Annotated in this window: 17 protein-coding genes and 1 riboswitch; of the genes, 3 read left to right on the top strand and 14 right to left on the bottom strand. The window is 72.0% G+C overall.

Translation table 11 applies throughout. From position 1 onward, the window contains the following. Positions 1 to 41: 41 nt before the first annotated feature. The 10 genes from CPH93_RS20765 to CPH93_RS20720 form a co-directional block, all read right to left on the bottom strand. Positions 42 to 1,358 carry an SAM-dependent methyltransferase gene (locus CPH93_RS20765; RefSeq protein ID WP_093483584.1) on the bottom strand — a complete coding sequence of 439 codons (1,317 nt, stop codon included), beginning with the start codon at positions 1,356 to 1,358 and terminating at the stop codon, positions 42 to 44. Between the two features lie 199 nt (positions 1,359 to 1,557). Next, positions 1,558 to 2,946 carry an NAD(P)/FAD-dependent oxidoreductase gene (locus CPH93_RS20760; protein ID WP_078568722.1) on the bottom strand — a complete coding sequence of 463 codons (1,389 nt, stop codon included), beginning with the start codon at positions 2,944 to 2,946 and terminating at the stop codon, positions 1,558 to 1,560. A gap of 452 nt (positions 2,947 to 3,398) precedes the next feature. Next, entirely contained in the window at positions 3,399 to 4,394 is a 996-nt protein-coding gene (locus CPH93_RS20755) for a Ppx/GppA phosphatase family protein (RefSeq protein ID WP_096213694.1), read from the bottom strand. Beyond that, the gene (locus CPH93_RS20750; RefSeq protein ID WP_093483586.1) at positions 4,391 to 4,969 is read right to left on the bottom strand and encodes a DUF501 domain-containing protein; all 579 of its coding nucleotides are present in this window, start codon (positions 4,967 to 4,969) and stop codon (positions 4,391 to 4,393) included. Before CPH93_RS20750 ends, CPH93_RS20755 begins: the two co-directional genes overlap by 4 nt. 314 nt (positions 4,970 to 5,283) lie before the next feature. After that, positions 5,284 to 5,736 (bottom strand): FtsB family cell division protein, encoded by a 453-nt coding sequence (locus CPH93_RS20745; protein WP_096213693.1) that lies wholly within the window; start codon positions 5,734 to 5,736, stop codon positions 5,284 to 5,286. Between the two features lie 158 nt (positions 5,737 to 5,894). Next, positions 5,895 to 7,181 (bottom strand): phosphopyruvate hydratase, encoded by a 1,287-nt coding sequence (gene eno / locus CPH93_RS20740; protein ID WP_093483588.1) that lies wholly within the window; start codon positions 7,179 to 7,181, stop codon positions 5,895 to 5,897. Between the two features lie 339 nt (positions 7,182 to 7,520). Continuing rightward, positions 7,521 to 8,186, bottom strand: a complete 666-nt coding sequence (locus CPH93_RS20735; RefSeq protein WP_096213692.1) for a LysM peptidoglycan-binding domain-containing protein — start codon at positions 8,184 to 8,186, stop codon at positions 7,521 to 7,523. Between the two features lie 7 nt (positions 8,187 to 8,193). After that, positions 8,194 to 8,361: riboswitch (cyclic di-AMP (ydaO/yuaA leader) on the bottom strand. A 251-nt stretch (positions 8,362 to 8,612) separates the two neighbouring features. After that, on the bottom strand, positions 8,613 to 9,656 hold the full coding sequence (locus CPH93_RS20730; protein WP_096213691.1) for a transglycosylase family protein: 1,044 nt from the start codon (positions 9,654 to 9,656) through the stop codon (positions 8,613 to 8,615). A 238-nt stretch (positions 9,657 to 9,894) separates the two neighbouring features. Further along, on the bottom strand, positions 9,895 to 11,274 hold the full coding sequence (locus CPH93_RS20725; protein ID WP_096213690.1) for a cytochrome P450 family protein: 1,380 nt from the start codon (positions 11,272 to 11,274) through the stop codon (positions 9,895 to 9,897). Positions 11,275 to 11,343: 69 nt separating this feature from the next. Continuing rightward, positions 11,344 to 12,219, bottom strand: a complete 876-nt coding sequence (locus CPH93_RS20720) for a LysR family transcriptional regulator (protein ID WP_096213689.1) — start codon at positions 12,217 to 12,219, stop codon at positions 11,344 to 11,346. 334 nt (positions 12,220 to 12,553) lie between these two features. Here CPH93_RS20720 and CPH93_RS20710 point away from each other — a divergent pair, with 334 nt between their 5' ends. Then, complete coding sequence (locus CPH93_RS20710) at positions 12,554 to 13,804, top strand: MFS transporter (RefSeq protein WP_096213688.1); 1,251 nt, start codon at positions 12,554 to 12,556, stop codon at positions 13,802 to 13,804. A gap of 6 nt (positions 13,805 to 13,810) precedes the next feature. Here CPH93_RS20710 and CPH93_RS20705 read toward each other — a convergent pair whose 3' ends face one another. Further along, the gene (locus CPH93_RS20705; protein WP_096213687.1) at positions 13,811 to 14,818 is read right to left on the bottom strand and encodes a nucleoside triphosphate pyrophosphohydrolase; all 1,008 of its coding nucleotides are present in this window, start codon (positions 14,816 to 14,818) and stop codon (positions 13,811 to 13,813) included. A gap of 93 nt (positions 14,819 to 14,911) precedes the next feature. Beyond that, entirely contained in the window at positions 14,912 to 15,550 is a 639-nt protein-coding gene (locus tag CPH93_RS20700) for a SurA N-terminal domain-containing protein (RefSeq protein ID WP_093483594.1), read from the bottom strand. A 355-nt stretch (positions 15,551 to 15,905) separates the two neighbouring features. Here CPH93_RS20700 and CPH93_RS20695 point away from each other — a divergent pair, with 355 nt between their 5' ends. After that, entirely contained in the window at positions 15,906 to 17,450 is a 1,545-nt protein-coding gene (locus tag CPH93_RS20695) for a DUF2079 domain-containing protein (RefSeq protein ID WP_096213686.1), read from the top strand. Between the two features lie 587 nt (positions 17,451 to 18,037). Here CPH93_RS20695 and mfd read toward each other — a convergent pair. Then, the gene (gene mfd / locus CPH93_RS20690) at positions 18,038 to 21,643 is read right to left on the bottom strand and encodes a transcription-repair coupling factor (protein ID WP_096213685.1); all 3,606 of its coding nucleotides are present in this window, start codon (positions 21,641 to 21,643) and stop codon (positions 18,038 to 18,040) included. 217 nt (positions 21,644 to 21,860) lie between these two features. On the opposite strand from mfd, the gene CPH93_RS20685 reads away from it, so the two are divergent. Continuing rightward, positions 21,861 to 23,468: an MFS transporter gene (locus tag CPH93_RS20685; protein WP_096213684.1), complete on the top strand. Its 1,608-nt coding sequence runs from the start codon at positions 21,861 to 21,863 to the stop codon at positions 23,466 to 23,468. A 16-nt stretch (positions 23,469 to 23,484) separates the two neighbouring features. Here the strand turns inward: CPH93_RS20685 and CPH93_RS20680 are convergent, their stop codons facing one another. Continuing rightward, on the bottom strand, positions 23,485 to 24,495 hold the full coding sequence (locus tag CPH93_RS20680; RefSeq protein WP_231976902.1) for a cellulose-binding protein: 1,011 nt from the start codon (positions 24,493 to 24,495) through the stop codon (positions 23,485 to 23,487). Positions 24,496 to 24,541 lie beyond the last annotated feature (46 nt).

The raw sequence follows: 24,541 nt of genomic DNA, 5'->3' as shown, positions 1-24,541 counted from the left end.
TGCCGGTGTGCCGGGCCCGGCCGGGCCCGGCACACCGCGCGTCAGGCGGACCAGGTGCGCGTCCGCAGCGGCAGGCCGGAGTCGCCGCCCTCCGGCGTCTTCACCGCCAGCACCTGATTGACTCCTATGCGGTTCCGCTCGAACGACAGGGCCGAGGCCGCCATGTAGAGCCGCCAGACCCGGGCCCGCCCCGGTGACGTGAGCCGCGCCGCCTGCTCCCAGTGCTGCTCCAGGTTGACCACCCACTGCCGCAGCGTCCGCGCATAGTGCTCCCGGATCGCCTCCACGTCCCGCACCTCGAACCCGGCCTCCTCCAGCTGGCCGACGGTCCGGCCGAGCGGCGCCAGTTCGCCGTCCGGGAAGACGTAGCGGTCGATGAACTCATCGACGTGGTAGGCCTCCTCGTCCGCGACCGGCCGCCGGGCGATCTGGTGGTTGAGCAGCCGCCCGCCGGGCTTGAGCAGGGAGTACAGCGCCCCGGCGTACTCCGCGTACTGCGTCCGGCCGACGTGCTCGGCCATCCCGACCGAGGAGATCGCGTCGAACGGCTCGTCGTGGACCTCGCGGTAGTCCTGCACCCGGATCTCGATCCGGTCGGCCAGCCCGGCCTCGGCGACGCGCTTGCGGGCGAAGGTGGCCTGCTCCTCGGAGAGGGTGATGCCGACCGCCCGTACGCCGTACTCGCGGACCGCGTGCAGCACCATCGAGCCCCAGCCGCAGCCCACGTCCAGCAGCCGCATGCCCTCCTGGAGACCGAGCTTGCGGCAGATCAGGTCGAGCTTGGCGCGCTGGGCGTCCTCCAGGGTGGCGACGCCCTCGTCGGCGGTCCCCCAGTACGCGCAGGAGTAGACCATGGACGGGCCCAGCACCAGCGCGTAGAAGTCGTTGCCGACGTCGTAGTGGTGGCTGATGGCCTCCTTGTCGCGCCGCAGGGTGTGCAGCGGCCCGCGGCGCCGTCTGACCTCTTCCGCGGGCGGGGCCGGCGGAACCGGGGCGCCGGCCAGCGCCAGCGCCTGCCGGGCGGCGGCGCGGATCTCCGGGCGGGCCAGGGCGCGCAGCACGGCGGCGCGCTGCGGTCCGGGGCTGCCGGGGCGCTCCCAGATCAGTCCGGCGAGCAGATCGAGCGCGGCGTAGAGATCGCCCTCGATGTCGAGGTCGCCGGCCACCCAGGCGCGGGCCAGGCCCAGCTCGCCCGGCCGGAACAGCATCCGGCGCAGCGCGCGGCGATGGCGGATGACGAGCGTGGGTGCCCCCGGCGGGCCGGACTCGCTGCGGTCCCAGGCGCGGATGCGCACCGGCAGCGGCGCTCCCAGTACCTCCTCGGCGAGCTTGGTGAGCCGTCCAGCGGCGTCGGCCATGTCGCACACCTCCGTGTTGACGAGTCGGGCAAAAAAGTTTCACCCACCACGTAAACGCCAATGAAGCGCCCAGTTAGTCCCGTTCGCACGTAAGAGAACCGCAAACTGCCCGTCTTCCGCCAGAGCGGACACGCCAAAGGGCGCCCGCCCCACGGATGGCGGACGCCCTTCGGGCTGGTCGGAGTACCCGACCGGGGTTTCAGGAAGCCTTGGCCTTCGGCTTGTCGGCGTCGGCCGCGGCAGCCGGCGCGGGGGCCGGCTTGGCCGCCTCGTAGAACTCCTCGCGGGGGTTCTCCATGGCGCCGAGCGAGACGACCTCACGCTTGAGGAACATGGCCAGCGTCCAGTCGGCGAAGACCCGGATCTTGCGGTTGAACGTCGGCATCGCCATGCCGTGGTAAGCGCGGTGCATGTACCAGGCGAGACGGCCCTTGAGCTTGATCTTCATCTTGCCCATGACGATCATCGCGACGCCCTTGTGCAGGCCCAGACCAGCGACCGCACCCTTGTTGGCGTGGCTGTATTCCTTCTGCGGGAAGCCGCGCATCCCGGACACCACGTTGTCGCCGAGGACCTTGGACTGCCGCAGCGCGTGCTGCGCGTTCGGCGGGCACCAGGCGTTCTCGTTGCCGTTCTTGCGCCCGACCAGGTCCGGGACCTGGGCGTTGTCGCCGGCGGCCCAGATGTAGTCGGTGCCCTGCACCTGGAGGGTGGCGGCGGTGTCGACGTGGCCACGCGGGCCGAGCGGCAGACCGAAGCGGGACAGCGCCGGGTTCGGCTTGACGCCCGCGGTCCACACGATGGTGTTGGAGTCGACCTCAAGGCCGTTGTTGAGCTTCACATGGCCGTCGACGCAGGAGTCCATGCCGGTCTTGAGGTAGACCTCGACCCCGCGGCTCTCCAGGTGCTCCTTGCCGTACGCACCGAGCTTGGGACCGACCTCGGGGAGGATCTTGTCGGCGACGTCGACCAGCAGGAAGCGCATGTCCTCGCGCTTCACGTTGTTGTAGTACTTCGCGGCGTCACGGGCCATGTCCTCGACCTCGCCCACGGTCTCCGCACCCGCGAAGCCACCGCCGACGAAGACGAAGGTCAGCGCCTTGCGGCGGACCTCTTCATCGGTCGTGGAGTCGGCCTTGTCCAGCTGCTCCAGCACGTGGTTGCGCAGGCCGATGGCCTCTTCCACGCCCTTCATCCCGATGCCGTTCTCGGCCAGGCCGGGGATCGGGAAGGTACGGGAGACCGCGCCCATCGCGATGACCAGGTAGTCGAAGGGCAGCTCGTACGCCTCGCCGACGAGCGGGGCGACGGTGGCGACCTTGCGGTCCTGATCGATGGTGGTGACCCGGCCGGTGAGGACCTCCGCCTTGGGGAGCACACGTCGTAGCGGCACCACGACATGGCGGGGGGAGATGCTGCCGGCTGCAGCTTCAGGGAGGAAGGGCTGGTACGTCATGTACGAGCGCGGGTCGACGACCGTGACGGTCGCCTCGCCGTACCGCATCTTCTTGAGGATGCGACGTGCCGCGTACAGGCCTACGTACCCACCGCCTACAACGAGGATCCTGGGACGCTCCGTGGTGCTCATGCAATCGAGTATCCACCCCCACATGGGGGGTCGCTCGTGAGCCCCTTCACAAGCACCTGGGGGGCGTCTGCTACACTCCGCCGGCTTCGTGACCGACGCCATAGTCCAAGATGGAACCACCCTGTCACACGAGGCGTTGGAGACCCCTGTTGATCAGGGATTGTGGGCCGCCGGGCGACTGGACCACAGCCTCCGGGCGGACGCCGCCAACTCCCCGGGAGCCGCGCATTCTCCGGGTCGAGAGCGCCCAGGACCTTCGAATGCGGGCCGGACGATCAGATTCTTCGTCCAAGGAGCGGTTTTTTCATGTGAAGGATTTCACGAACTTTCTCCGCGGACCCCTTCTCGAAGCCTTCCGGAGGCGCCGAAAGCGCGCTCAGACGGGCATCCTGCCCGCTCAAAGGGCTCCTCGGCAGAGGCCGTTGCCCGGCCTCTGCCGCACCCCGCGCCGGCTAGCCGGCGATGCTCCAGGCGATGCCGTCCAGGATGTCGTGCTCGCTGACGACGACCTCCTCGGCGCCCATGCGCTCCATGATCGACAGCAGTACGAGAGCGCCCGCGGCGATCACATCGACCCGGCCCGGGTGCATGACCGGGATGGCCGCGCGCTCGGCATGGGTGGAGGACAGCAGCCGGCCGGTGATCTCGCGGACCTGCGCCAGGGAGAGCCGGGAGTGGTGAATGGCCTCGGAGTCGTAACTCTCCAGGCCCAGCGCGATCGCGGCGACCGTGGTCACGGAGCCGGCCAGGCCCACGAGGGTGGCGGCCTCGCGCAGCGGGACGGTCTCCTCGGCGCGGTCCAGCGCCGCGGCGACATCGGCCTTTATGGCGCTGATCTGCCCGGCGGTCGGCGGGTCGCTGATCTCGCCCTCGTGCACCAGATGCCGCTCGGTCATCCGTACGCAGCCGACGTCGACCGAGCGGGCGGCGCGGACGGAGCCGTCGCCGAGGACGAACTCGGTCGAGCCGCCGCCGATGTCGACGACGAGGAAGGGCTGGGCGAGGCCCACCCGTCGCCCGCCACCGCCCTCCCCCGGAAGGCGCTCCGCGCCTGCAGATTCGATGCCGGTCAGCTCCTTGGTGGCACCGGTGTAGGAGAACTCCGCCTCCTGGTCACCCGTGATCACCTCGGGCTCCACGCCCAGGATGTCCACGACACCGCGGACGAAGTCCTCGCGGTTCTCCGCGTCCCGGGACGCGGAGGTCGCCACGAAGCGGACCTGCTCGGCGCCCAGGCCCTTGATCACCGCGGCGTACTCCCGGCAGGCCGCGAAGGTGCGCTCCAGCGCCTCGGGCGCCAGCCGTCCGGTGCGGTCCACGCCCTGGCCCAGCCGGACGATCTGCATCCGGCGGTCGAGGTCCTTCAGCTCACCGGTCGCTGGGTCGGCGTCCGCGACCAGCAGCCGGATGGAGTTCGTACCGCAGTCGATGGCGGCGACCCGCTTCACGTGGCGTCTCCTTCGGGAGCGTCCTGGGCTTCGGGGGTGTTCCGGTCGTCGGAGGTGTCCTGGCAGGGGGTCACGCACGGCCCCTTCCGCCACCACTCCGGGAGCATCGCGAGGGCCTCGTCACCGAGCGGGTTGACGCCCGGTCCGGCGGCCAGCGAGTGGCCGACGAGGACGTGCAGGCACTTGACCCGGTCGGGCATTCCGCCGGCGCTCGGGAAGCCCTGGAGCACCTCGATCTCGTCCCGCCGCCGGATGTAGTCCTCGTGGGCCGCCCGGTAGGCGGCGGCAAGCTCCGGGTCGGTCGCCAGCCGCTCGGACATCTCCTTCATCACGCCGTTGGCCTCCAGCGTGCCGATCGCGGAGGCCGCGCGCGGGCAGGTGAGGTAGTAGAGCGTGGGGAAGGGCGTGCCGTCCTCCAGGCGCGGCGCCGTCTCGACGACATCCGGCTGGCCGCAGGGGCAGCGGTGCGCGATGGCGCGCAGCCCGCGGGGCGGGCGCCCGAGCTGCTGCTTGAAGGCGGCGATGTCCGCGGCGGTGGGCTCGGTGGGCTCGGTCTGGGGCGGGGGGGTGTCCATGTGCGCTTTCGGTGAGGTGAGTGGTGAGCAGGGGCGGGCGGGCCGTCCTGCGTCCGACAGTACGGGCCGGCGCCCGCCGGCGGTACGGGCCTAGGGGGTGTCTCTCCGATCTCCGTGGATCAGCCTGCGGCGTCTGGTGCCGTGCATCGCAAGGCGGAGCATCTCCTGCGGACTGGGTGTCCGTGGTGATGTGACAACGCAGCGTGGGGGCACCCCCAGCGTTAGCTGGGGGAGTGCGGTGCCTGGGGGCACCTCCCAGCGTTAGCTGGGGGAGCGTCGCAGGCCCACGGAGATCGGAGAGACACCCCCTAGCCCTACCGCTTGTCGGCCGAGTCGACGGCGTCCCAGAGATTGTCGTACCAGGGGGGCCGGGCGGCCTGCGGCCCCTTCGGGGCGGAGCCGGTGCCGGAGCCGTCCTGGACGAGGTATCCGGTCTCGCCCGGCATGACGTAGTGAAGGTGGCGGCGGGCCTGCTGGCGTACGAACTCCGGGTCCTGCCAGCGGGCCTTCTGCTCGCGCAGCCGCTCCAGGGCGGCGCCGGCGTCCTGGGCCTTGCGGCGCTGGTCGGCGATGTCGGAGCGCTGGGAGACGTACTGCCTTATCGGATAGGCGAGCGCGACGACCAGCGAGCACATCACCAGGGCCAGCAGGGCGGCGCGGCCGGTGAGGCGGTTGCGGCGGGGCGGGCGGGCGCGGTAGACGCGGGCGGCGGCCTGCTCGCCGAGCGCCTTGAGTCGGGTCGCGGTCGAGAACCGGTCCGCGGGCACGTCGTCTCCCCTTCACTGACGGACGCCTGACTGCTGAAGCAGACGCGTCCCCGGCAACGGTACGGGACCGTCGCCGGGGACGTACGGGGTGCTGGGCGGTTGTCTCGCCCGTTCAGCCCTTGCCGCCCCGGTGGGCCGGGGCGGCGGGCCGCCGTAGGTCAGCTGCCGTGACGGAACCGCGGGAAGGCGGAGCGGCCGGCGTAGACCGCGGCGTCGTCGAGGATCTCCTCGATGCGCAGCAGCTGGTTGTACTTGGCGACGCGCTCGGAGCGGGCCGGGGCGCCGGTCTTGATCTGGCCGCAGTTGGTGGCGACGGCGAGGTCGGCGATGGTGACGTCCTCGGTCTCACCGGAGCGGTGCGACATCATGCACTTGAAGCCGTTGCGCTGGGCCAGCTCGACGGCGTCCAGGGTCTCGGTCAGCGAGCCGATCTGGTTGACCTTCACCAGCAGCGCGTTGGCGGAGCCCTCCTCGATGCCGCGGGCGAGGCGCTCGGGGTTGGTGACGAACAGGTCGTCGCCGACCAGCTGCACCTTGGCGCCGAGCTTGTCGGTGATGACCTTCCAGCCGGCCCAGTCGTCCTCGAACAGCGGGTCCTCGATGGAGACCAGCGGGTAGGCCGCCACCAGCTCCTCGTAGTACTCGGTCATCTCGGCGGCCGAGCGGTCCTTGCCCTCGAACTGGTACTTGCCGTCCTTGTAGAACTCGGAGGCGGCGACGTCCAGCGCGAGCGCGATGTCCTGGCCGGGGGCGTAACCGGCCTGCTTGATGGCCTCCAGGATGAGGTCGAGGGCCTCGCGGTTGGAGCCCAGGTTGGGGGCGAAGCCGCCCTCGTCACCGAGGCCGGTGGACAGCCCGCGCTCCTTCAGGACCTTCTTGAGGGTGTGGTAGACCTCGGCGCCCCAGCGCAGCGCCTCGGAGAAGGACTCCGCGCCGATCGGGGCGATCATGAACTCCTGGATGTCCACGTTGGAGTCGGCGTGCGACCCGCCGTTGAGGATGTTCATCATCGGGACGGGCAGGACGTGCGCGTTCGGGCCGCCCAGGTAGCGGAACAGCGGGAGGTCGCTGGCCTCGGAGGCGGCGTGCGCGACGGCGAGGGAGACGCCCAGGATGGCGTTGGCGCCGAGCGAGCCCTTGTTGTCGGTGGCGTCCAGGTCGAACATCGCCTGGTCGATCAGCCGCTGCTCGGTCGCGTCGTAGCCGACGAGCTCCGGGCCGATCTGCTCGATGACGGCCAGGACGGCCTTCTCCACACCCTTGCCGAGGTAGCGGTTCGGGTCACCGTCACGAAGCTCGATGGCCTCGAAGGCACCGGTGGAGGCGCCGGACGGCACGGCGGCACGGCCGGTGCTGCCGTCGTCGAGGCCGACCTCGACCTCGACCGTGGGATTACCTCGCGAGTCGAGAATTTCGCGGGCTACGACGACGTCGATCGACGGCACGTTGTCTCCTTCGTGGGTGTCTGGCGTTCTGCTGCATGAGCCTAACGGCCCCGGGCGCGTCCGCCTGCCCTTGGCCCGCTCCGTGGGACGGAATTGCCGAATGAAGAGCCCAAAGGCCCTGTTCACGGGACCTTTGGGCCCTTGTTCGCCAACCGGGACAAGGAGTGGATCGCAGCCGGTCACCGGCGTGCGGCCGCAGCGGATCTCACCCGGGTGCGACCCGGGGTGTGAGAAACCCCGCCGCGGCGCGCTGGGGGGAAGGGCGCGCCGGGCGGGGCTGTCTCACCGAGGAAGCGGGCCCGCCGCTCGGGCCTGCCGGAGTCCCGGTGAGGAGGTGGCTCAGACGTTGAGCTTCTGGCCCGGGAGGATCAGGTTCGGGTTGCCGCCGATGACCGACTTGTTGGCCTCGTAGACCGACTTCCAGCTGGTGCCGTGAGCCTTGGCGATCTTGGCGAGGGTGTCGCCCGCCTTGACGGTGTAGTTGCCGTGGCCCATGGACTTGCGCTCGGTGGAGCGCGAGGCACGCTTCTCGGGCGCGACCGGGGCCTTCTTGGCCTCGGTCTTGGTGTCCTGCTGCGGGGCGGACTTGGTCTGCGCCGAGGAGCCGGAGGTGTCGACGTTCGCGGCGGGGCCGCCGGCGGTCAGGTTGCCGGCACCGGCGCAGCTCCAGGCGCCCGGGCCCTGGATGGCGAGGAGCTTCTCGGCGGCGGCGATCTGCTGGCTCTTGGAGGCCAGGTCGGCACGCGGCGCGTACTGGGTACCGCCGGCGGCGGCCCAGCTGGAGTTGGAGAACTGCAGGCCACCGTAGTAGCCGTTACCGGTGTTGATCGACCAGTTGCCGCCGGACTCGCACTGGGCGACCTTGTCCCAGGTGCTGACGGAGGCGGCGGAGGCGGAGGTGGCGCCCATCAGCGGGACGGCCACGGCAGCGCCGGCGATACCGGCGAGGGTGGCGACGCGGACGGCCTTGGAGGGACGACTGTGCTTGCCTTTGTTGATCAGCATGGTTCGTTCGTTTCCTCACCGGCGCCTACGAGGTGAGCTGTCGGGTTCGGGCTGTGAGTTGCCCGGCCGGATGCGCTGGCGCATCCGTCTTCACCCCAAGCCGGTCGCCCGCTTTCGCGGGCGGGGCCGGCACTTACCTTGGTTCCCCCGCTCCTGCCTACGGCGCTTGCGCGTCAACTGCCCCCGATCACCGGCAGGATTCGGCGTGTGACCGGAGGGCCCGCTTTGGCGAGCGGTCCTGACGTTAAGCAGCAACCCCCTTGGTGTTCAAACCCCACCATCTGAACCAAGTTGACCGATTTCGATCACGAGTGGGGCACATCTCCGCAGGTGGGACGCGGTGCGGCGGGGGCGGACGGTTCTTCGCCCCCTGAGGTCAACGAGACCCTTGTCTCACTTTCACCAAAGGGGGCGAAGGGGGGCGAACTAGCCTGCGTTCTGCCCGAGATCGAGCACCTGGCCGGGCTGGATCAGGTCCGCGTCGGAGCCGATGACGCCCTCGTTGCGGTCGTAGAGCGCGCCCCAGCCGCCGGGCAGCCGGTGGGCCGTGGCGATGGCTGACAGGCTGTCACCGGGCCGCACGGTGTAGTCGCCGTCGGCCGCCGGGCCCGTACGGTGCGCGTCGCCGCCGCGCGAGGCGTGCCGGCCGCCGGAGGCCCGGCCGCCGTCCTCGTCGCCCTGACTGTCCTGACCGCCCTGACCTGCTTCGTTGTCCGCATCGCCGCGGTGCCGGCCCGGTGCGGGCGTCTCCTGCGGCGTGCCGGAGGTGTCCGGACGGCTGCCGGCGTCGGACGGGTCGGCGGACGGCGAGGGGTCCTCCTGCCGGTCGCCGGGCGTCGCGGCGCCGGACGGGTCGGGCTTGCCGGACGGGTCGCCGCTGCGGTCGGTGTCCGGGGCGTCGGGCGACGGGGTCGGCTCGTCGGACGGCCGGCTGTCCGTGTCGTCGCCCGGCTCGTCCTGCGTGCCCGTGGAGTCCGAGCCGTCGTGCATGCCGGAGGATCCGGGCTGGTCCCAGGGGTCCGGGGAGTCCCCGCCGTCGGACGGGGCGGGCTCCGGGGTGCTGGTGCTGCCGGGGTTGACCTCCGGCGCACGGCCGTCCTGGGTCAGCCCGGCGCTCGCCGCGCAGCTGGTCCAGACGTCCGGACCGCGGTGGTCGAGGATCGACTCGGCCACCGCGATCTGCTGGGCGCGGCTGGCGAGGTCGGGGCGCGAGGCGTAGGCCGAGCCGCCGTAGTTGTCCCACATCTCCTGGGTCAGCTGGAGGCCGCCGTAGTAGCCGTTGCCCGAGGCCGCGCTCCACACCCCGCCGCTCTCGCACTGGGCGACCTTGTCCCAGGTCGTGGTGTCGGCGGCGTGGGCGCCGCTCGCGCCGAGCAGCGGCAGGGCGATGCCGGCGCCGGTCACTCCCGCGGTGACAAAGATGGCCGGTGCCTGACGGGGGCGACGGTGTCGGCCGGTCCCGGAACGCATGCGGATGCCTTTCGCGCGGTGGAGTTGTCGGACGAGTTGTCCGACGGACTTCCGGCCGGGGCGGGCAGGGCAGCACCGTTACACCGGTTCACCGCTCCCCCGCTTCGGCCGATCGAATGAAGCCCGTCGATCGTCGGTCGAAAGGTAGCCGGGGTCACGGGTAGTCACAAGTCGGTGTAGCGCAGATCACGCAATGGTCACGCGGCTGACGCGCTGTCAAATATGGCCTTGCCGCTGGTCAGCGGCGTTCGGGTGGGAACTCCACCGGCAGCGACCGCAGTCCGCGCATGATGAGCCCGCCGCGCCAGCGCAGCTCGTCCGGTTCCGCGGCCAGCCGGAGGTCCGGGAGGCGGGTCAGCAGCGTGGCGAGGGCGGTCTGTCCTTCGAGCCGGGCGAGCGGCGCGCCCAGGCAGTAGTGGATGCCGTGCCCGTATCCCAGATGCTGGTTGTCCCGCCGGGTCAGGTCGAGGACGTCCGGCTCGTCGAAGCGCGCCGGGTCGCGGTCGGCGGCGGCCAGCACCACCAGGACCGGGTCGCCCGCGGCGATCCGCTCCCCGCCCAGCGTCAGCTCCTCGGTCGCGAACCGCCAGGTCGCCAGCTCCACGGGGCCGTCGTAGCGGAGCAGTTCCTCGATGCCGGTGCCGAGCAGGTCCATGTCGCCCGCCGCGAGCGACTTCTGCAGCAGCTCGCGCTGGGCGGGGTGCCGCAGCAGCTGGTACGTGCCGTTGCCGATCAGGTTCACGGTCGTCTCAAAACCGGCGAACAGCAGGATGAAGGCCATCGCGGCGACCTCGTTCTCGGTGAGGTGCTCGCCGTGGTCGGAGGCGCGGATCAAAGCGGAGATCAGGTCCTCGTCGGGCTCGGCGGTGGCCCCGAGGGTCTCGCGCTTACGGTGGATCAGCTCGGCGAGATAGCCGCGCATCTTCTTCACGGAACGGGCGACGCCGCCGCGCGGCCCCTGGCCGTGCCGGATCATCATGCCCGCCCAGTCGCGGAAGTCGTCCTGGTCCTCGGGCGGGACGCCCAGCAGATCGCAGATCGCGTAGATGGGCAGCGGGAACGCGAACTCATGGATCAGATCGGCCTCGCCGCGCCCGGCGAAGCTGTCGATGAGCCGGTCGGTCAGCTCCTGGACCCGCGGGGCGAAGGCGGCGACCCGGCGCGGGGTGAACGCCTTGGAGACCAGCCGGCGCAGCCGGGTGTGGTCCGGGGGGTCGATGTTGAGCAGGTGCGTCATCAGGTTGGCGCTGCGCTCCCCCGGGATGCCGACCTTGCCCTTGCCGTGCGCGGACTCGCTGTGGTGGACCGGGTTCTTGGACAGCCGGCCGTCGGCGAGCGCCTGCCGCGCCTCGGTGTAGCGGGTCACCAGCCAGGCCTCGACACCGCTGGGCAGCCGGGTCCGGTGCACCGGCGCATGCTCCCGCAGCCAGGCGTACGCCGGGTACGGATCGGCGGCGAACTCCCAGGTGAACAGCTCGGGGACGGTCGCGGGGGCGGCCTCGGGGACGGCCTCGGCAGCGGACTCGGCGGCTGCTGCGGAGGGGCAGCCGGCGGGGGCGCCGGCGGCGGTGACCTGCGGCTGGCGGGACTCGTGGGACTGACGGGACTGGTGGGGCACCTTCCGACCGTAACCGGTGGGCGCAGCACGGCGCGCCCGCGCACGGACCCGGGCCCCACAGCTCGTCTGCTACGTCGGATCCACCCCCACTGCCGACAGGAACGCCAGCGCCGCCGGCGACGGCCCCCGGGCGCTCCACACCACCCGCTCGGTCCGCTCGGGCGCCGGCCGGACCCGTACGGCGTGCAGCCCGGGCAGGCCGGCGGCGATGGTCTCCGGCACCATGCCGATGCCCAGACCGGCCCGCACCAGCTTCGCCAGGAACTCGACCGTGGTCACCTCGTACGCCACCTCGGAGTCCAGCCCCGCCGCACGGAACGCGTCGTCGCGCTGCCGGCGCGCGGCCGACCCCGCCGTGAAGTCGACGAAGGTCTCCCGCGCCACCCGCGCCAGCGTGGTCCACTCCCGCCCGGCCAGCGGATGCCCCGGTGGCACCACCGCGACCAGCTCGGTCCGCATCAGCTCCTTCTCCCCTACACCGGGATTGCGCGCACTGGGCACCATCCCGATGAAGGCGACGTCCAGCGCACCGTCGCGCACCTTCTCCACCAGGGATTCGGTCATCTCCATCTGCAGACGGATCTGCACCTGGGGATAGCGGGTACGGAAGTCGCCCAGCGCCCGGGCGAGATCGACGGCCGAGACGGTCGAGATCGCCCCCACCGCCAGCCGGCCGCGCACCTCACCGATGGCCGCCGCGACCTCGGCGCGGGCCCGCTCGGCCGCCTCTAGCGCCTGCCGGGCGACCGGGAGGAAGGCCTCACCGGCCGCGGTCAGCCGGACACTGCGGCTGGTCCGCTCGAAGAGCCGGGCGCCGAGCTCCTTCTCCAGCCGGCCGATCTGATGACTGAGCGCCGACTGCACCACATGGCAGCGCCCGGCGGCGCGGGTGAACCCGCCGGTCTCGGCCACCGCCACCACGTACCGCATCTGTTGCAGCTCCACACCCACCGACCCTAGGGCCTGTCCGGTGGATCAGGGCCGGGGCCGCGACGCTCCCCCAGCTACCGCTGGGAGGTGCCCCCAGGCGCGGCACCTCGCGGCGTTGCCGAACCGTCCGCATAGCTCCGCTATGAGGACGCTCCGGCGCCTTGCGATGCACCACACCAGACGCCGCGGCCCTTCCGGCCCTGATCCACCGGACAGGCCCTAGCGACATCCATCTCTTTTCACGATGGATCCAATGCAAACAATGTGTTGGACTCATTGATTTTCGTCCCGCACGGTGGAGGGTGTCCGCCGCCGCAGTGGCGGCGGGCAGTACAGGGGAGGTCAGGTCGTGAAGACCACGCACACAAAAGAGCCGGTCGCCGGGGATACCGCGGCGACCGGACCGGGACTGGGGCGCGGCACCCTGCTGCTGATGTCGGTCGCCACCGGTCTGTCCGTCGCCGGCAACTACTTCGCCCAGCCGCTGCTGGACGTCATCGGCCGCGATCTGCAGCTGTCCGCGTCCACCGCCGCGCTGGTGGTGACCGTCGCCCAGGTCGGCTACGGGCTCGGGCTGCTGCTGCTCGTGCCGCTCGGAGATCTGCTGGAGCGGCGCCGGCTGGCCGTCGCCCTGACCGCGGCCACCGCCGTCTTCCTCACCGTCACGGCGAGCGCCCCGAACGCCGCCCTGCTGCTGACCGGTACCGCGCTGACCGGGCTGAGTTCGGTCGCTGCCCAGGTCGTGGTGCCCTACGCGGCGACCCTCGCGGCCCCCGCCGAACGCGGCCGGACCGTCGGCACCGTGATGACCGGACTGCTGCTGGGCATCCTGCTGGCCCGTACGGCCGCCGGGCTGCTGGCCGACGTGGGCGGCTGGCGCACCGTGTACTGGGTCAATGCCGCGCTGATGCTGCTGATGGCGGTGCTGCTGCGGCTCAAGCTGCCCACCCTGCGCACCCCGGCCGGGCTGCGCTACCCGGCGCTGCTCCGCTCCACGCTGGCGCTGTTCGCCCAGGAGCCGGTGCTGCGCCGGCGGGCGGCGCTCGGTGCACTGACCTTCGCCGGGTTCAGCGTGCTGTGGACGGCGCTGGCGTTCTTGATGTCCGGTCCGTCGTACGGCTGGCAGGAGTCGGCCATCGGGCTGCTGGGGCTGGTGGGTGCGGCCGGTTCGCTGTCCGCGTCGGCCGCCGGGCGGCTGGCGGACCGCGGTCTGGTGCACCACGTCAGCGGCGCCGGGGCGCTTCTGCTGCTGGGGTCCTGGGGCCTGCTGGCGGCCGGCGGAGCGGGCGGCGGCTGGTCGCTGGCGGCGCTGCTGGCCGGGGTGATCGTGCTGGACCTGGCCGCCCAGGCGGTGCACATCAGCAACCAGAACCTGGTCTACGCGGTCCGCCCCGAGGCGCGGAACCGCCTCAACTCCGCCTACATGACGAGCTACTTCGTCGGCGGCGCGGCGGGCTCGGCGCTGACCTCGGTGGTCTGGAGCAGCGGGGGCTGGGGCGGGGTGTGCGTCCTGGGGGCGGCGCTGGCGGCGGCGACCGTGCTGGTCTGGGCCGCGGACCTGCTGAGCCGGCGCCGCGCCCCTCGCCTCAGCGCCGGCTGACGGTCCTCACGCGGCGCCGCCCTCCGCGGCCAGCACCGCATCCCGGTAGGCCCGGGCGGCCGCCCGCAGTGCCGCCTCGGGGTCGACCCCGTCCGCCTCGGCCCGTATCGCCATCGCCAGCAGCTCATAGCCGATGCCCTGGACGGACGGCACTGCGACATCGAGCCCCGCCGCCCGCGCCCGCGAGGCGAGCTTCGCCGCCAGCGCGAGACCGGGCTGGGCCAGCGGAATGCCCTCGGTCACCGACTCCCGCTGCTTCTCCTCGGCCTTCTTCCGCATCCAGTGCGCCTTGACGTCCGCCGGCGTCTCCGCGTCCTCCTCCCCGAATACATGGGGATGCCGATGGATCAGCTTCTCCACAATGGTCCCCGCCACATCGTCGACGGAGAACGGCTCGTCCGGGTCGTCCTGGGCGATCCGGGCATGGAAGACGACCTGGAGGAGCACGTCCCCCAGCTCCTCGCGCAGCTCCACCCGGTCGCCCGACTCGATGGCCTCGACCATCTCGTACGCCTCCTCCAGGCCGTACTTGGCGAGGTCCTGGTGCGTACGGATGCTGCTCCACGGGCACTCGGCGCGGATCCGGTCCATGACCTGGACGAGATCGAGGAGACGGGCGCCGGGCAGGTCGTAGGAGCCGGGCAGCAGCTCCAGGTCCGGCATCGTCTCGCGGCCGGAACCGGCCAGCCGGGCCAGGCCGTCGGTCAGCGCGCTCTCGCCGTCCGCGGAGGTCAGCACGACGGCGGTGCGCGCCTCGGGGACGCAGTAATCGACCAGCTCGCGGGCGGTGAGGGAGGCGGTCTCCACCTCGATGCCGGCCTCGCGCAGATAGGGCAGCTGCGGATGGCCGGCATCGGCGCACAGCACCCGCTCGGCCGCGCGCAGAATCTGCCAAGCGGGCCAGGACAGCAGCCCGGGGGCGACCCGGTGGCTGGTGGTGAGCAGGACCAGGCGGCCGGTGCCCTCGGGGCGGGTGTCGGCGCCGGTCTCGGCGGCGGAGGCGTCAGCGTTCACGCCTCGAACGTAACGCACCCCACCGACAACGCCCGGCCCCGCCCGGCGGCAGGACCTGGCCTCCGCCGCAGGCCCCGGCCGTACACCCCCCGGTCAGACCTGTTCCTTGGCGGACGCCGGGGTGATCCACGGTTCCTTGGTCTCGCCGAGGATGACCTGCTGGTCGTCCCACTTGCCGAACCGCGGATTGACGTCGATCCCCATGGAGCGGGAGGTCTTGGCCAGCGCCCGGGCGAGCTTCTGCTGGCCCTGCGGCTTGCCGCGGTCCGCGCCGAGGTGCTGGGCGACGCCGTCGAGCAGCAGCTGGTTACGGACCATGGTGTCGATCTCGTCGGGCGCGATGCCCTGCTGGAGCCACATCGCCTGCAGCCGCTCGGCACCGCCGGCCTGCCGCTCGGCGTCGCTCCGCCACCGCTGGACGTCGGCGCGGCTGACCGTCACCCCGGCGTCCTTCGCGCTGCGTGCCAGCACCTCGTCGAAGATCATGCCGTTGAGGGTGGCCAGGCTCAGCCGGCCGGTGCTCATGACGAGCTGGCTGCCCTGCGGGGACTCGGCCTGGGCGGCGCGCACGTCCTTCACCTTCGCCTGCAACTGCGAGACGGTGATCCGCTTCCCGTCCACGATGGCCGCGGCACCCGGATGTGCAGTACCGCCACAGGCGGCGAGCAGCGGAGCCACGGCCAGCAGTGCGGCGGTGGCGGATACGGAGAGCGCTGTCCTACGGCGGAACACATGGCCTCCCGGCAGATCGTGCGACGGAGTCTCGACCTTGGTGGATCGATGCTATGGAGTCGGCGTGGCCTGGGCCACTGCTTCGGGCAACGATCTGGGACGGGGTGGGTTTCTCCGCCGAGATCCGCACCGAAACCACTGCGCCGCGGGCCGGGGAATCCGACACCGACCCGCCACCCCGCGGCCCGAGCCCACCCCGTCCGGGAACAGCCCCCTCCGGGAACGGACCCGCACCACCCCACGTCTGAATCACTGTCATCGGCCAGCGCGCGGCGCAGTGGCCGCCGGGTCGGGCCGGGCAGGGCAGGGCGTTGGTTCGAGTATCTTTTCGAGCTGGGGGAGAGTGAGGTTCCGGATGAACACGGCCGCAGCAACGGCTGGGGAGGCCCCCGGACGCGTTCCGGGAGCCGGCGCCGGTACCGGTGTCGTACCACCGCAGCGGGCGGCCGCGCCGGACGGCCCGTCGGTCGCGGGCGACGGCGCACCGGCGGCGGTACGCGACCGGCTGCGGCACACCGCCCACCGACTGCGCGAGCGGACCGCTCCCCTCCGCGTCCCACGTCTCGACCCGTACTGGACCGCCGGGTTCTTCTTCCTCGCCTATACGGTGCTGGCGTGCTGGCACTTCCGCACCCTGTCCACGTCCTCCTGGGACCTGGGCATATTCGAGCAGGCGATACGGGGCTACGCCCACTTCGGGGCCCCGATCGTGGACCTCAAGGGGCCGGGCACCAACATCCTCGGTGACCACTTCAGTCCCGTACTGATTCTGCTCGCCCCCCTCTACCGGCTGTTCCCGTCGTCGCTGACCCTGCTGATCGCGCAGGCCGCGCTGTTCGCGCTGTCGGTGCTGCCCGTCACCCGCGCCGCGGCACGCTCCCTGGGCCGCCTCACCGGCCTGGCCATCGGCATCGCGTACGGGCTGTCGTGGGGTGTGCAGAAGGCCGTCGACTTCGACTTCCACGAGATCGCCTTCGCGCTGCCGCTGATCGCCTTCGCGCTCGAAGCGGTGCTGCGCGGGCGGTGGACCGCGGTGGTGTGCTGGGCCGCGCCGCTGGTGCTGGTCAAGGAGGACCTCGGGGTGACCGCGGCCACCATCGGTGCGCTCGCCCTGATACGTACCCGCCGGGCCAGCCCGCTGGCCATCGGGCTGGTCGCCTTCGGCCTCAGTGCCACCGCCGTCACCCTCGGCGTGCTGATACCCGGCTTCAACGGCTCCGGCTCCTACGACTACTGGAGCAAGTTCGGGGCCGAGGGCGGTGGCGCCGCGATACCCCTCGTCACCGCCGTCCGCACCACCCTGTGGGTCCTGCTGCCCACCACGGGCCTGCTCGCGCTGCGCTCCCCTCTTCTGCTGGTCGCGCTGCCCACCCTGGGCTGGCGCTTCCTGTCCCACGAGCCGCACTACTGGGGCATCGACTGGCACTACAACGCCGTGCTGATGCCGGTGGTCTTCCTCGCGCTGATCGACGCGCTCCCGCGGATCCGGGTCTCCGCCCGCCCCTGGCTGCGCTCCTACGCCCACCATCTGCCGGCCGCCGTACTGGCCACGGCCCTCGCGCTGACCACCACCCTGCCGCTGAGCCGCCTCACCGAGGCGGCGACCTACCGCACCCCGCCGGCCGCCCTCGCCGCCGAGAAGCTGCTGGACCGCATACCCGACGGTGCGACCGTGGAGTCCGACATCCGGCCGCTGAGCCGCCTGACCGGGCGCACCCGGGTCTTCTGGACCGGCGATACGGGCGGGCTGTCGCCCGATTACGTCGCCGTCCAACTGCATGCTGACCGCACACCGCGGCAGATGCTGAAGGAGGCCATGGCCCGCCACCCCCGCTCCACGTATGTGCTGCTCGGCGGCACGGGGGATCTTCTCGTGTTCCACCGCACGTCTGCGCGTTGAGCGGCGCTTCCCACGTTGTCGGGTTTCCCGCCGTGTTGCTTCTGTGAGTTTTTCCCCGCCTTCGGCGGGAGCGAGGTTGGTTGTGGGGTGGGGCCCCGGCCCGTGGGTGGTGGGTGGTGGGTGGCGGGGGCAGGGGCTCCGGGGTGTGTTGTCGGACTGCTTCGCTTTACGTCCGACAACACACCCCTCCGCCCCTACCCCCTCCCGTAGTTGTGGGGCCCCACCCCGGTGGGGGTGCAGAAAAAAACGAAAAACCAGAAGCTCGGCCGCGTCGTACTCCGGCCGAGCCTCTGGTCTTTGACAGATCCCCCACCGGGCGGGGGACGCCAACGAGCAGGAGGTGGTGGGCCGGAGGGGCCTGTGTTGAGGACGTAAAGCGAAGCAGTCCACAACACAGGCCCCGGAGGCCCACCACCGCCACCCACCACACACACCCAGCGGCCCCCGCCCAAACACCCCACCCCGCCAAAGGCGAAAAGCGAAACGGCACCGCAGCCGAAAACGTACGCAGCGCCGCCAGGCACACACGCCGAAGGCGAAACAACAGACGAGGCGCGGCGCCGCAGCCGAGTACGTGGGAAGCGGGGCTAAGAGCCCAAAATGGTAGAGAGAAACTCCCCTGTCCACGCAAGCAGCTCGCGCCCCACCACCGGCTTGCCGCCGATCTTCCCCGTCGTGGGCCGCGGAACGAGGACTTGTTGCGCGGCCGGCTTGAGGACCGTCCTCGGATACAGCCGCTTGAGCCGCAGCTCCTGGGACTCACGCAACTCCACGGGACCGAAACGGACGTTGGCGCCCTGGAGCGTGATGTCGGAGACCCCGCACGCGCGGGCAAGCATCCGCAGACCGGCGACCAGCAGCAGGTTCTCGACGGGTTCGGGCAGCTTGCCGTAGCGGTCGGTCAGCTCCTCGCGGACGGCCGCGATGTCCTCCTCCGAGGTGGCCGAGGCGATGGCGCGGTAGGCCTGGAGGCGCAGCCGCTCGCCGGGCGCGTAGTCGTGCGGGACATGGGCGTCCACCGGGAGTTCGATCTTGACTTCGAGCGGGGGCTCCTCCTCCACGCCGCCTTCCAGGGAGGCGCGGTAGTCGGCGACCGCCTCGCCCACCATCCGTACGTAGAGGTCGAAGCCGACGCCGGCGATGTGGCCGGACTGCTCGCCGCCGAGGAGGTTGCCCGCGCCGCGGATCTCCAGGTCCTTCATGGCGACGTACATGCCCGCGCCCATCTCGGTGTGCTGGGCGATGGTCGCCAGCCGCTCGTGGGCGGTCTCGGTGAGCGGCTTCTCCGGCGGGTAGAGGAAGTAGGCGTAGCCGCGCTCGCGGCCGCGGCCCACCCGGCCGCGCAGCTGGTGGAGCTGGGAGAGGCCGAAGTTGTCGCCGCGCTCGACGATCAGGGTGTTGGCGTTGGAGATGTCGATGCCCGATTCGACGATCGTCGTCGAGACCAGGACGTCGAACTTCTTCTCCCAGAAGTCGACGACGACCTGTTCCAGTTGGGACTCGCCCATCTGGCCGTGGGCGGTCTGGATGCGGGCCTCGGGGACGATCTCGCGGAGGCGGGCGGCGGCGCGGTCGATGGACTCCACCCGGTTGTGGATGTAGAAGACCTGGCCCTCGCGCAGGAGTTCCCGGCGGATGGCGGCGCCGATCTGCTTCTGCTCGTAGGGGCCGACGAAGGTCAGGACCGGGTGGCGCTCCTCGGGGGGCGTGGTGATCGTGGACATCTCGCGGATGCCGGTGACCGCCATCTCCAGGGTGCGCGGGATGGGGGTGGCGGACATCGTCAGGACGTCGACGTTGGCGCGGAGCTTCTTCAGCTGCTCCTTGTGCTCGACGCCGAAGCGCTGCTCCTCGTCGACGATGACCAGGCCGAGGTCCTTGAACTTGGTCTCGGAGGAGAACAGCCGGTGGGTGCCGATGACGAGGTCGACGGAGCCCTCGCGCAGCCCGTCGAGGACGGCCTTGGCCTCGCTGTCGGTCTGGAAGCGGGACAGCGCCTTGACGTTGACCGGGAACTGGCCGTAGCGCTCGGTGAAGGTGCCGTGGTGCTGCTGGACGAGCAGCGTGGTCGGGACGAGGACGGCGACCTGCTTGCCGTCCTGGACGGCCTTGAAGGCGGCACGGACCGCGATCTCGGTCTTGCCGTAGCCGACGTCGCCGCAGATCAGGCGGTCCATCGGGACCGACTTCTCCATGTCCTCCTTGACCTCGGCAATGGTGGTGAGCTGGTCGGGCGTCTCCGCGTACGGGAAGGCGTCCTCCAGCTCACGCTGCCAGGGGGTGTCCGGGCCGAAGGTGTGGCCGGGGGCCGCCATCCGCGCCGAGTAGAGCTTGATGAGGTCGGCGGCGATCTCCTTGACGGCCTTCTTGGCGCGGGCCTTGGTCTTGGTCCAGTCGGCGCCGCCGAGGCGGTGCAGGGTGGGGGCCTCGCCGCCGACGTATTTGGTGACCTGTTCCAGCTGGTCGGTGGGGATGTAGAGGCGGTCGCCGGGCTGGCCGCGCTTGGCGGGGGCGTACTCGACGAGGAGGTATTCGCGGGTGGCGCCCTGGACCGTGCGCTGCACCATCTCGATGTAGCGGCCCACACCGTGCTGCTCGTGCACGATGAAGTCGCCGGCCTGGAGGGTCAGCGGGTCGATGGTCTTGCGGCGGCGGGCCGGCATCCGGGCCGCGTCCTTGCCGGCCGCCTTCTGGCCGGAGAGGTCGGTCTCGGTCAGGACGGCGAGCTTCAGCCCCGGGTCGATGAGGCCGTTGTCGAGGGAGCCGCAGGAGACATGGACGACGGAGGGGGAGATCCCGGGGAGGTCGGCGTCCAGGCGGGCGGCGATGCCCTCCCCGCTGAGCACCTCGACCGTACGGGCCGCGGGGCCGTGCGCCTCGGTGAGGAAGACCGTGCGCCAGCCGTCCGCGAGCCACTGCTTGGTGTCGGCGAGCGCGCGCTGGGTGTCGCCGCGGTAGGTGTCGGGGGCGTGCATGCCCAGCTTGAGGGTGTCGCCGTCCGCCGTCAGGTCCTCGTCGGCCGCGAAGGGGGAGACCGACCACCACATCATGCCCAGCTCGCGGGCCCGGTCCCGGACGTCGGCGATGCCCCACAGGGACGCCGCGCCCACATCGATCGGGGCCGCTCCCCCGCCCGCGCCCGCCCGTCGCCCACCACCACCCGTTGTGGAACGGACGTCGTCCGTGCTGGACATCGCGGCCGCCGCCCACGACGCCTGGAGGAACTCCTGGCTCGTCGCCACCAGGTCGGCGGCGCGGGTCCGCACCCGCTCCGGGTCGCACACCACCGCCATGCTCCCGGCCGGCAGCACGTCCAGCAGCAGCTCCATCTCGTCGACCAGCACCGGGGCGAGCGATTCCATGCCCTCCACCGCGATCCCCTCGGCGATCTTGCCGAGGAGTTCGCCCAGCTCGGGGTGGCGCTCGGCGAGGGCGGCGGCGCGGCTGCGGACGTCCTCGGTCAGCAGCAGCTCCCGGCACGGCGGCGCCCACAGGCCGTGCTCGGCGACCTCCAGGGACCGCTGGTCGGCGACCTTGAAGTAGCGGATCTCCTCGACGTCGTCGCCCCAGAACTCCACCCGCAGCGGGTGCTCCTCGGTCGGCGGGAAGACGTCCAGGATGCCGCCGCGGACCGCGAACTCGCCGCGCTTCTCGACCAGCTCGACGCGTGCGTACGCGGCCGCCGCCAGGCCGTCGACGATCTCTTCGAGATCGGCGCTCTGGCCGCTGCGCAGGCTGACCGGCTCCAGCTCGCCCAGGCCCTTGACCTGCGGCTGGAGCACCGAGCGGACGGGGGCGACGACGACGGAGACGGGGCCGGCGGTGGGGTCGTCCGGGCGCGGGTGGGCGAGCCGGCGCAGCACCGCGAGGCGCCGGCCGACGGTGTCCGAGCGCGGCGAGAGCCGCTCGTGCGGCAGCGTCTCCCAGGACGGGAATTCGACGACGGCGTTGTCCTCGCCGGCCGGCATCAGGCTGCGCAGGGCGGCGGCGAGGTCCTCGGCCTCCCGGCCGGTGGCGGTCACCGCGAGCACCGGGCGGCCGGCCTGCCGGGCGAGCGCGGCGACGGCGAACGCGCGGGCGGCAGGCGGCCCCACCAGATCCACGTGCGGCCGCTTTCCGTCGGCCGCGGCCTGCACCGCTTCGGCGAGCGCCGGGTCCTGTACGACGGCGTCGAGCAGACCAGTCAGGCTCATGAAAAGGTTCCGTCCCAGCGAGGCGAACAACACAGCAGCCCGACACGTCTCACGGGCCGGGGTTGCCAAGAGTACGCCCGCCCGCCGCCCGGCCGGACCGGAACCCGGGACTGCCCGGTGACCTGGCCGCGAGCGTCCCCTTGCGGGTAAACGCGGTTCCCTCCCCGGCGCCCCGCATGGAAGGGTGCACCGTACAACGACCTTCGGAGGGGGAACGGTGAGCGGAAGCACGAGGCGTACCGGCCACAGCGGACGCGATGCCCTGCACACGGCGGGCCCGGCGCCCGCGGGCCCGCCGCCCCGCCCCGTGGTCGCCGCCCTCATGCTCGGCATGGCGCTGGCCGCGCTCGACTCGACGATCATCGCCACCGCCGTCCCGCAGATCGTCGGCGACCTCGGCGGCTTCGCGGTCTTCTCCTGGCTGTTCTCCGGCTATCTGCTGGCCGTCACCGTCACCCTGCCCGTCTACGGCAAGCTCTCCGACACCTTCGGCCGCAAGCCCATCCTGATCACCGGGATCGTGCTCTTCCTCGCCGGGTCACTGGCCTGCGCGGGCGCCTGGAACATGGCGGCGCTGATCGCCTTCCGGGTGGTGCAGGGCCTGGGCGGCGGCGCCCTGCAGGGCACCGTGCAGACCATCGCCGCCGATCTCTACCCGATGCGCGACCGCCCGCGGATCCAGGCCAGGCTCTCCAGCGTCTGGGCGGCCTCGTCGGTCGCCGGGCCCGCGCTGGGCGGGCTGCTCGCCGCCGGGGCCGGCTGGCGGTGGATCTTCCTGATCAATCTGCCGGTGGGGGCGGTGGCCCTGTGGCTGATCGTGCGGCACTTCGCCGAGCCGCAGCGGAGCCCGGAGCGCGCCGCGGCCCGCCGCCCCCGGGTCGACTGGCCCGGCGCCCTGGCGATCTTCGTGACCGGCGGGCTGCTGCTGACCGCCCTGGTCCAGGGCGGGGTGGCCTGGGCCTGGCTCTCCGCGCCGTCGCTGCTGCTGTTCGCCGGCAGCGCCCTCGGTGCGGCGCTCACCGTGCTCATCGAACGGCGGGCCGTGGAACCGATCATCCCCGGCTGGGTGTGGCGCCGCCGCACCATCAGTGCCGTCAACCTCTCCCTGGGCGCCCTGGGTCTGCTGATGGTCGCCCCGACGGTGTTCCTGCCGACCTACGCGCAGGCGGTGCTGGGCCTGGGCCCGACCGCGGCCGGCTTCGTGCTCTCCGTGATGACCCTGAGCTGGCCGGTCTCGGCCGCGCTGAGCAGCCACGTCTACAACCGCCTCGGCATCCGTCGTTGCGCGGTGCTCGGCATCGCCGCGGCCGGTCTGATCCTGCTCGCCTTCCCGCTGCTGCCCTACCCCGGCGCGGCCTGGCAGCCCGCCCTGATCATGCTGGCGCTCGGCGCGGCCCTCGGCCTCTTCCAGCTCCCGCTGATCATCGGCGTCCAGTCCTCCGTCGGCTACCCGGAGCGCGGCACCGCCACCGCCTCCATACTCTTCTGCCGCCAGGTCGGGCAGTCCCTCGGCGCCGCGCTCTTCGGTGCGCTCGCCAACGCCACCCTCAACGACCGTCTCGCGCAGGCCCCTTCGGGCATCCGCCCCGGCCTGCCCGACGACCTCGACGCGGTCTCGCGGGCGCTGGAACACCCCGGCGCGCTCACCGCGCAGGCCACCGACTACCTCCGCCGTGCCGTCGATGCCACCGTCGACCACGTCTACCTCGGCGCCGCCGCGGCCGCCGCGCTCGCGCTGACCGCGCTGCTGGTGCTGGCGCCGCGGCGCTTCCCCGTGCATGCCGACGTCCGTGCGGCGGGCGAGGGCGAGCCGGGCGGGACCTGACGGGCCGACGGCGGGCTCAGGAGTCCGCGCTGCCGCGGGTGCGGGGCACCTGCGTCTCCACGGTGTCCTCGTCGTCGGAGCGCGGAGACCGGCCGGAGCGCGAGCCGCGCCCGCCGTCCTGCGCCGTGCCCGCGCCGTCCTCCTCCGGTACCGGCGTCTTCCCGGTGAGCGCCGCCAGGCTGTTGCGGACGTGGTTCATGTGGACCCGGACCTCCGCCCGCTCCGCGTCATGGGCGGCCACCACCCGCTCCGTGGCCCGCTCGATGCGTTCGACCTCGGCGCGGGCCTGGGCCAGCATGCCGGCGGCGCGACTGTCGGCGTCCTCCTGGCGGTGCCGGGCCTCCTCCTCCGCCTCCGCGTACAGCCGTTGGGCTTCGGCCCGGGAGGCCTTCCCCCGGGCGTCCAGCTCCATGAGCAGCCGGTCGGTCTCCGCCTCCTGCTCCGCCTGCTCCCGCCCGGCGGCGTCCCACTCCTCGGACTGCCGCTTCTCCTGGTCGCACAGCAACTGCGCGGTCCGCGCGCGCACCTGCGAGAGCGCCTCGGCCGCGTCGTCCCGCACCTGCGCGGCCTCCTTGGCCGCCGCGACCGCCAGCTCCGCGGCCTCGCCCCGCGCCGCCTCCTCCGTACGCCTGGCCCAGGCCTCCGCCTCGGTGCGCAGCGCGTACGCCGCCCGCTCGGCCGCGTCCTGGACCTCGTCCGCGTGGACGGCGGCCTCGTCGCCGGCCCGCCGGGCCTCCTTCTCCGCCTCGTTCCGCAGCCGTGCCGCCTCGGACTCCGCGGTCGTGAAGATCAGCCGGGCCTCGCTGCCGAGGGACTCGAAGGTCTGCGGTGGCAGGTGCGCCAGATAGTCGCGCAGCTCGGTGAGTTCGGCCTCCATCTCGTTGGAGAGAACGGTGAGCCGCGCGGCGCGCTCCCAGCAGGAGTCGCGATCGACCGAGAGTCCCTCCACCCGGCGGTCCACATCCTCGGGCCGGTAGCCGCGCCCTCGTACGGTCTCGAACCCGTGAGGCGAAACCGATGCACTCATCCTTCAAGCCCCTCTCCGCGCAATGACCCGCACTTCCCATGGGATC

Origin of the sequence: Streptomyces sp. 2323.1, assembly GCF_900221035.1 — a bacterium.
GTDB classification, from domain to species: domain Bacteria; phylum Actinomycetota; class Actinomycetes; order Streptomycetales; family Streptomycetaceae; genus Streptomyces; species Streptomyces sioyaensis.
This window is presented reverse-complemented; position numbering and strand designations above follow the sequence as displayed.

Bases quoted from the DNA above. Each gene is read 5' to 3' on its own strand.
- CPH93_RS20680 (WP_231976902.1), bottom strand. From the start codon at position 24,495: ATGAGTGCATCGGTTTCGCCTCACGGGTTCGAGACCGTACGAGGGCGC.
- CPH93_RS20695 (WP_096213686.1), top strand. From the start codon at position 15,906: ATGAACACGGCCGCAGCAACGGCTGGGGAGGCCCCCGGACGCGTTCCG.
- CPH93_RS20735 (WP_096213692.1), bottom strand. From the start codon at position 8,186: ATGCTGATCAACAAAGGCAAGCACAGTCGTCCCTCCAAGGCCGTCCGC.
- CPH93_RS20765 (WP_093483584.1), bottom strand. From the start codon at position 1,358: ATGGCCGACGCCGCTGGACGGCTCACCAAGCTCGCCGAGGAGGTACTG.
- CPH93_RS20730 (WP_096213691.1), bottom strand. From the start codon at position 9,656: ATGCGTTCCGGGACCGGCCGACACCGTCGCCCCCGTCAGGCACCGGCC.
- CPH93_RS20750 (WP_093483586.1), bottom strand. From the start codon at position 4,969: ATGGACACCCCCCCGCCCCAGACCGAGCCCACCGAGCCCACCGCCGCG.
- CPH93_RS20760 (WP_078568722.1), bottom strand. From the start codon at position 2,946: ATGAGCACCACGGAGCGTCCCAGGATCCTCGTTGTAGGCGGTGGGTAC.
- mfd (WP_096213685.1), bottom strand. From the start codon at position 21,643: ATGAGCCTGACTGGTCTGCTCGACGCCGTCGTACAGGACCCGGCGCTC.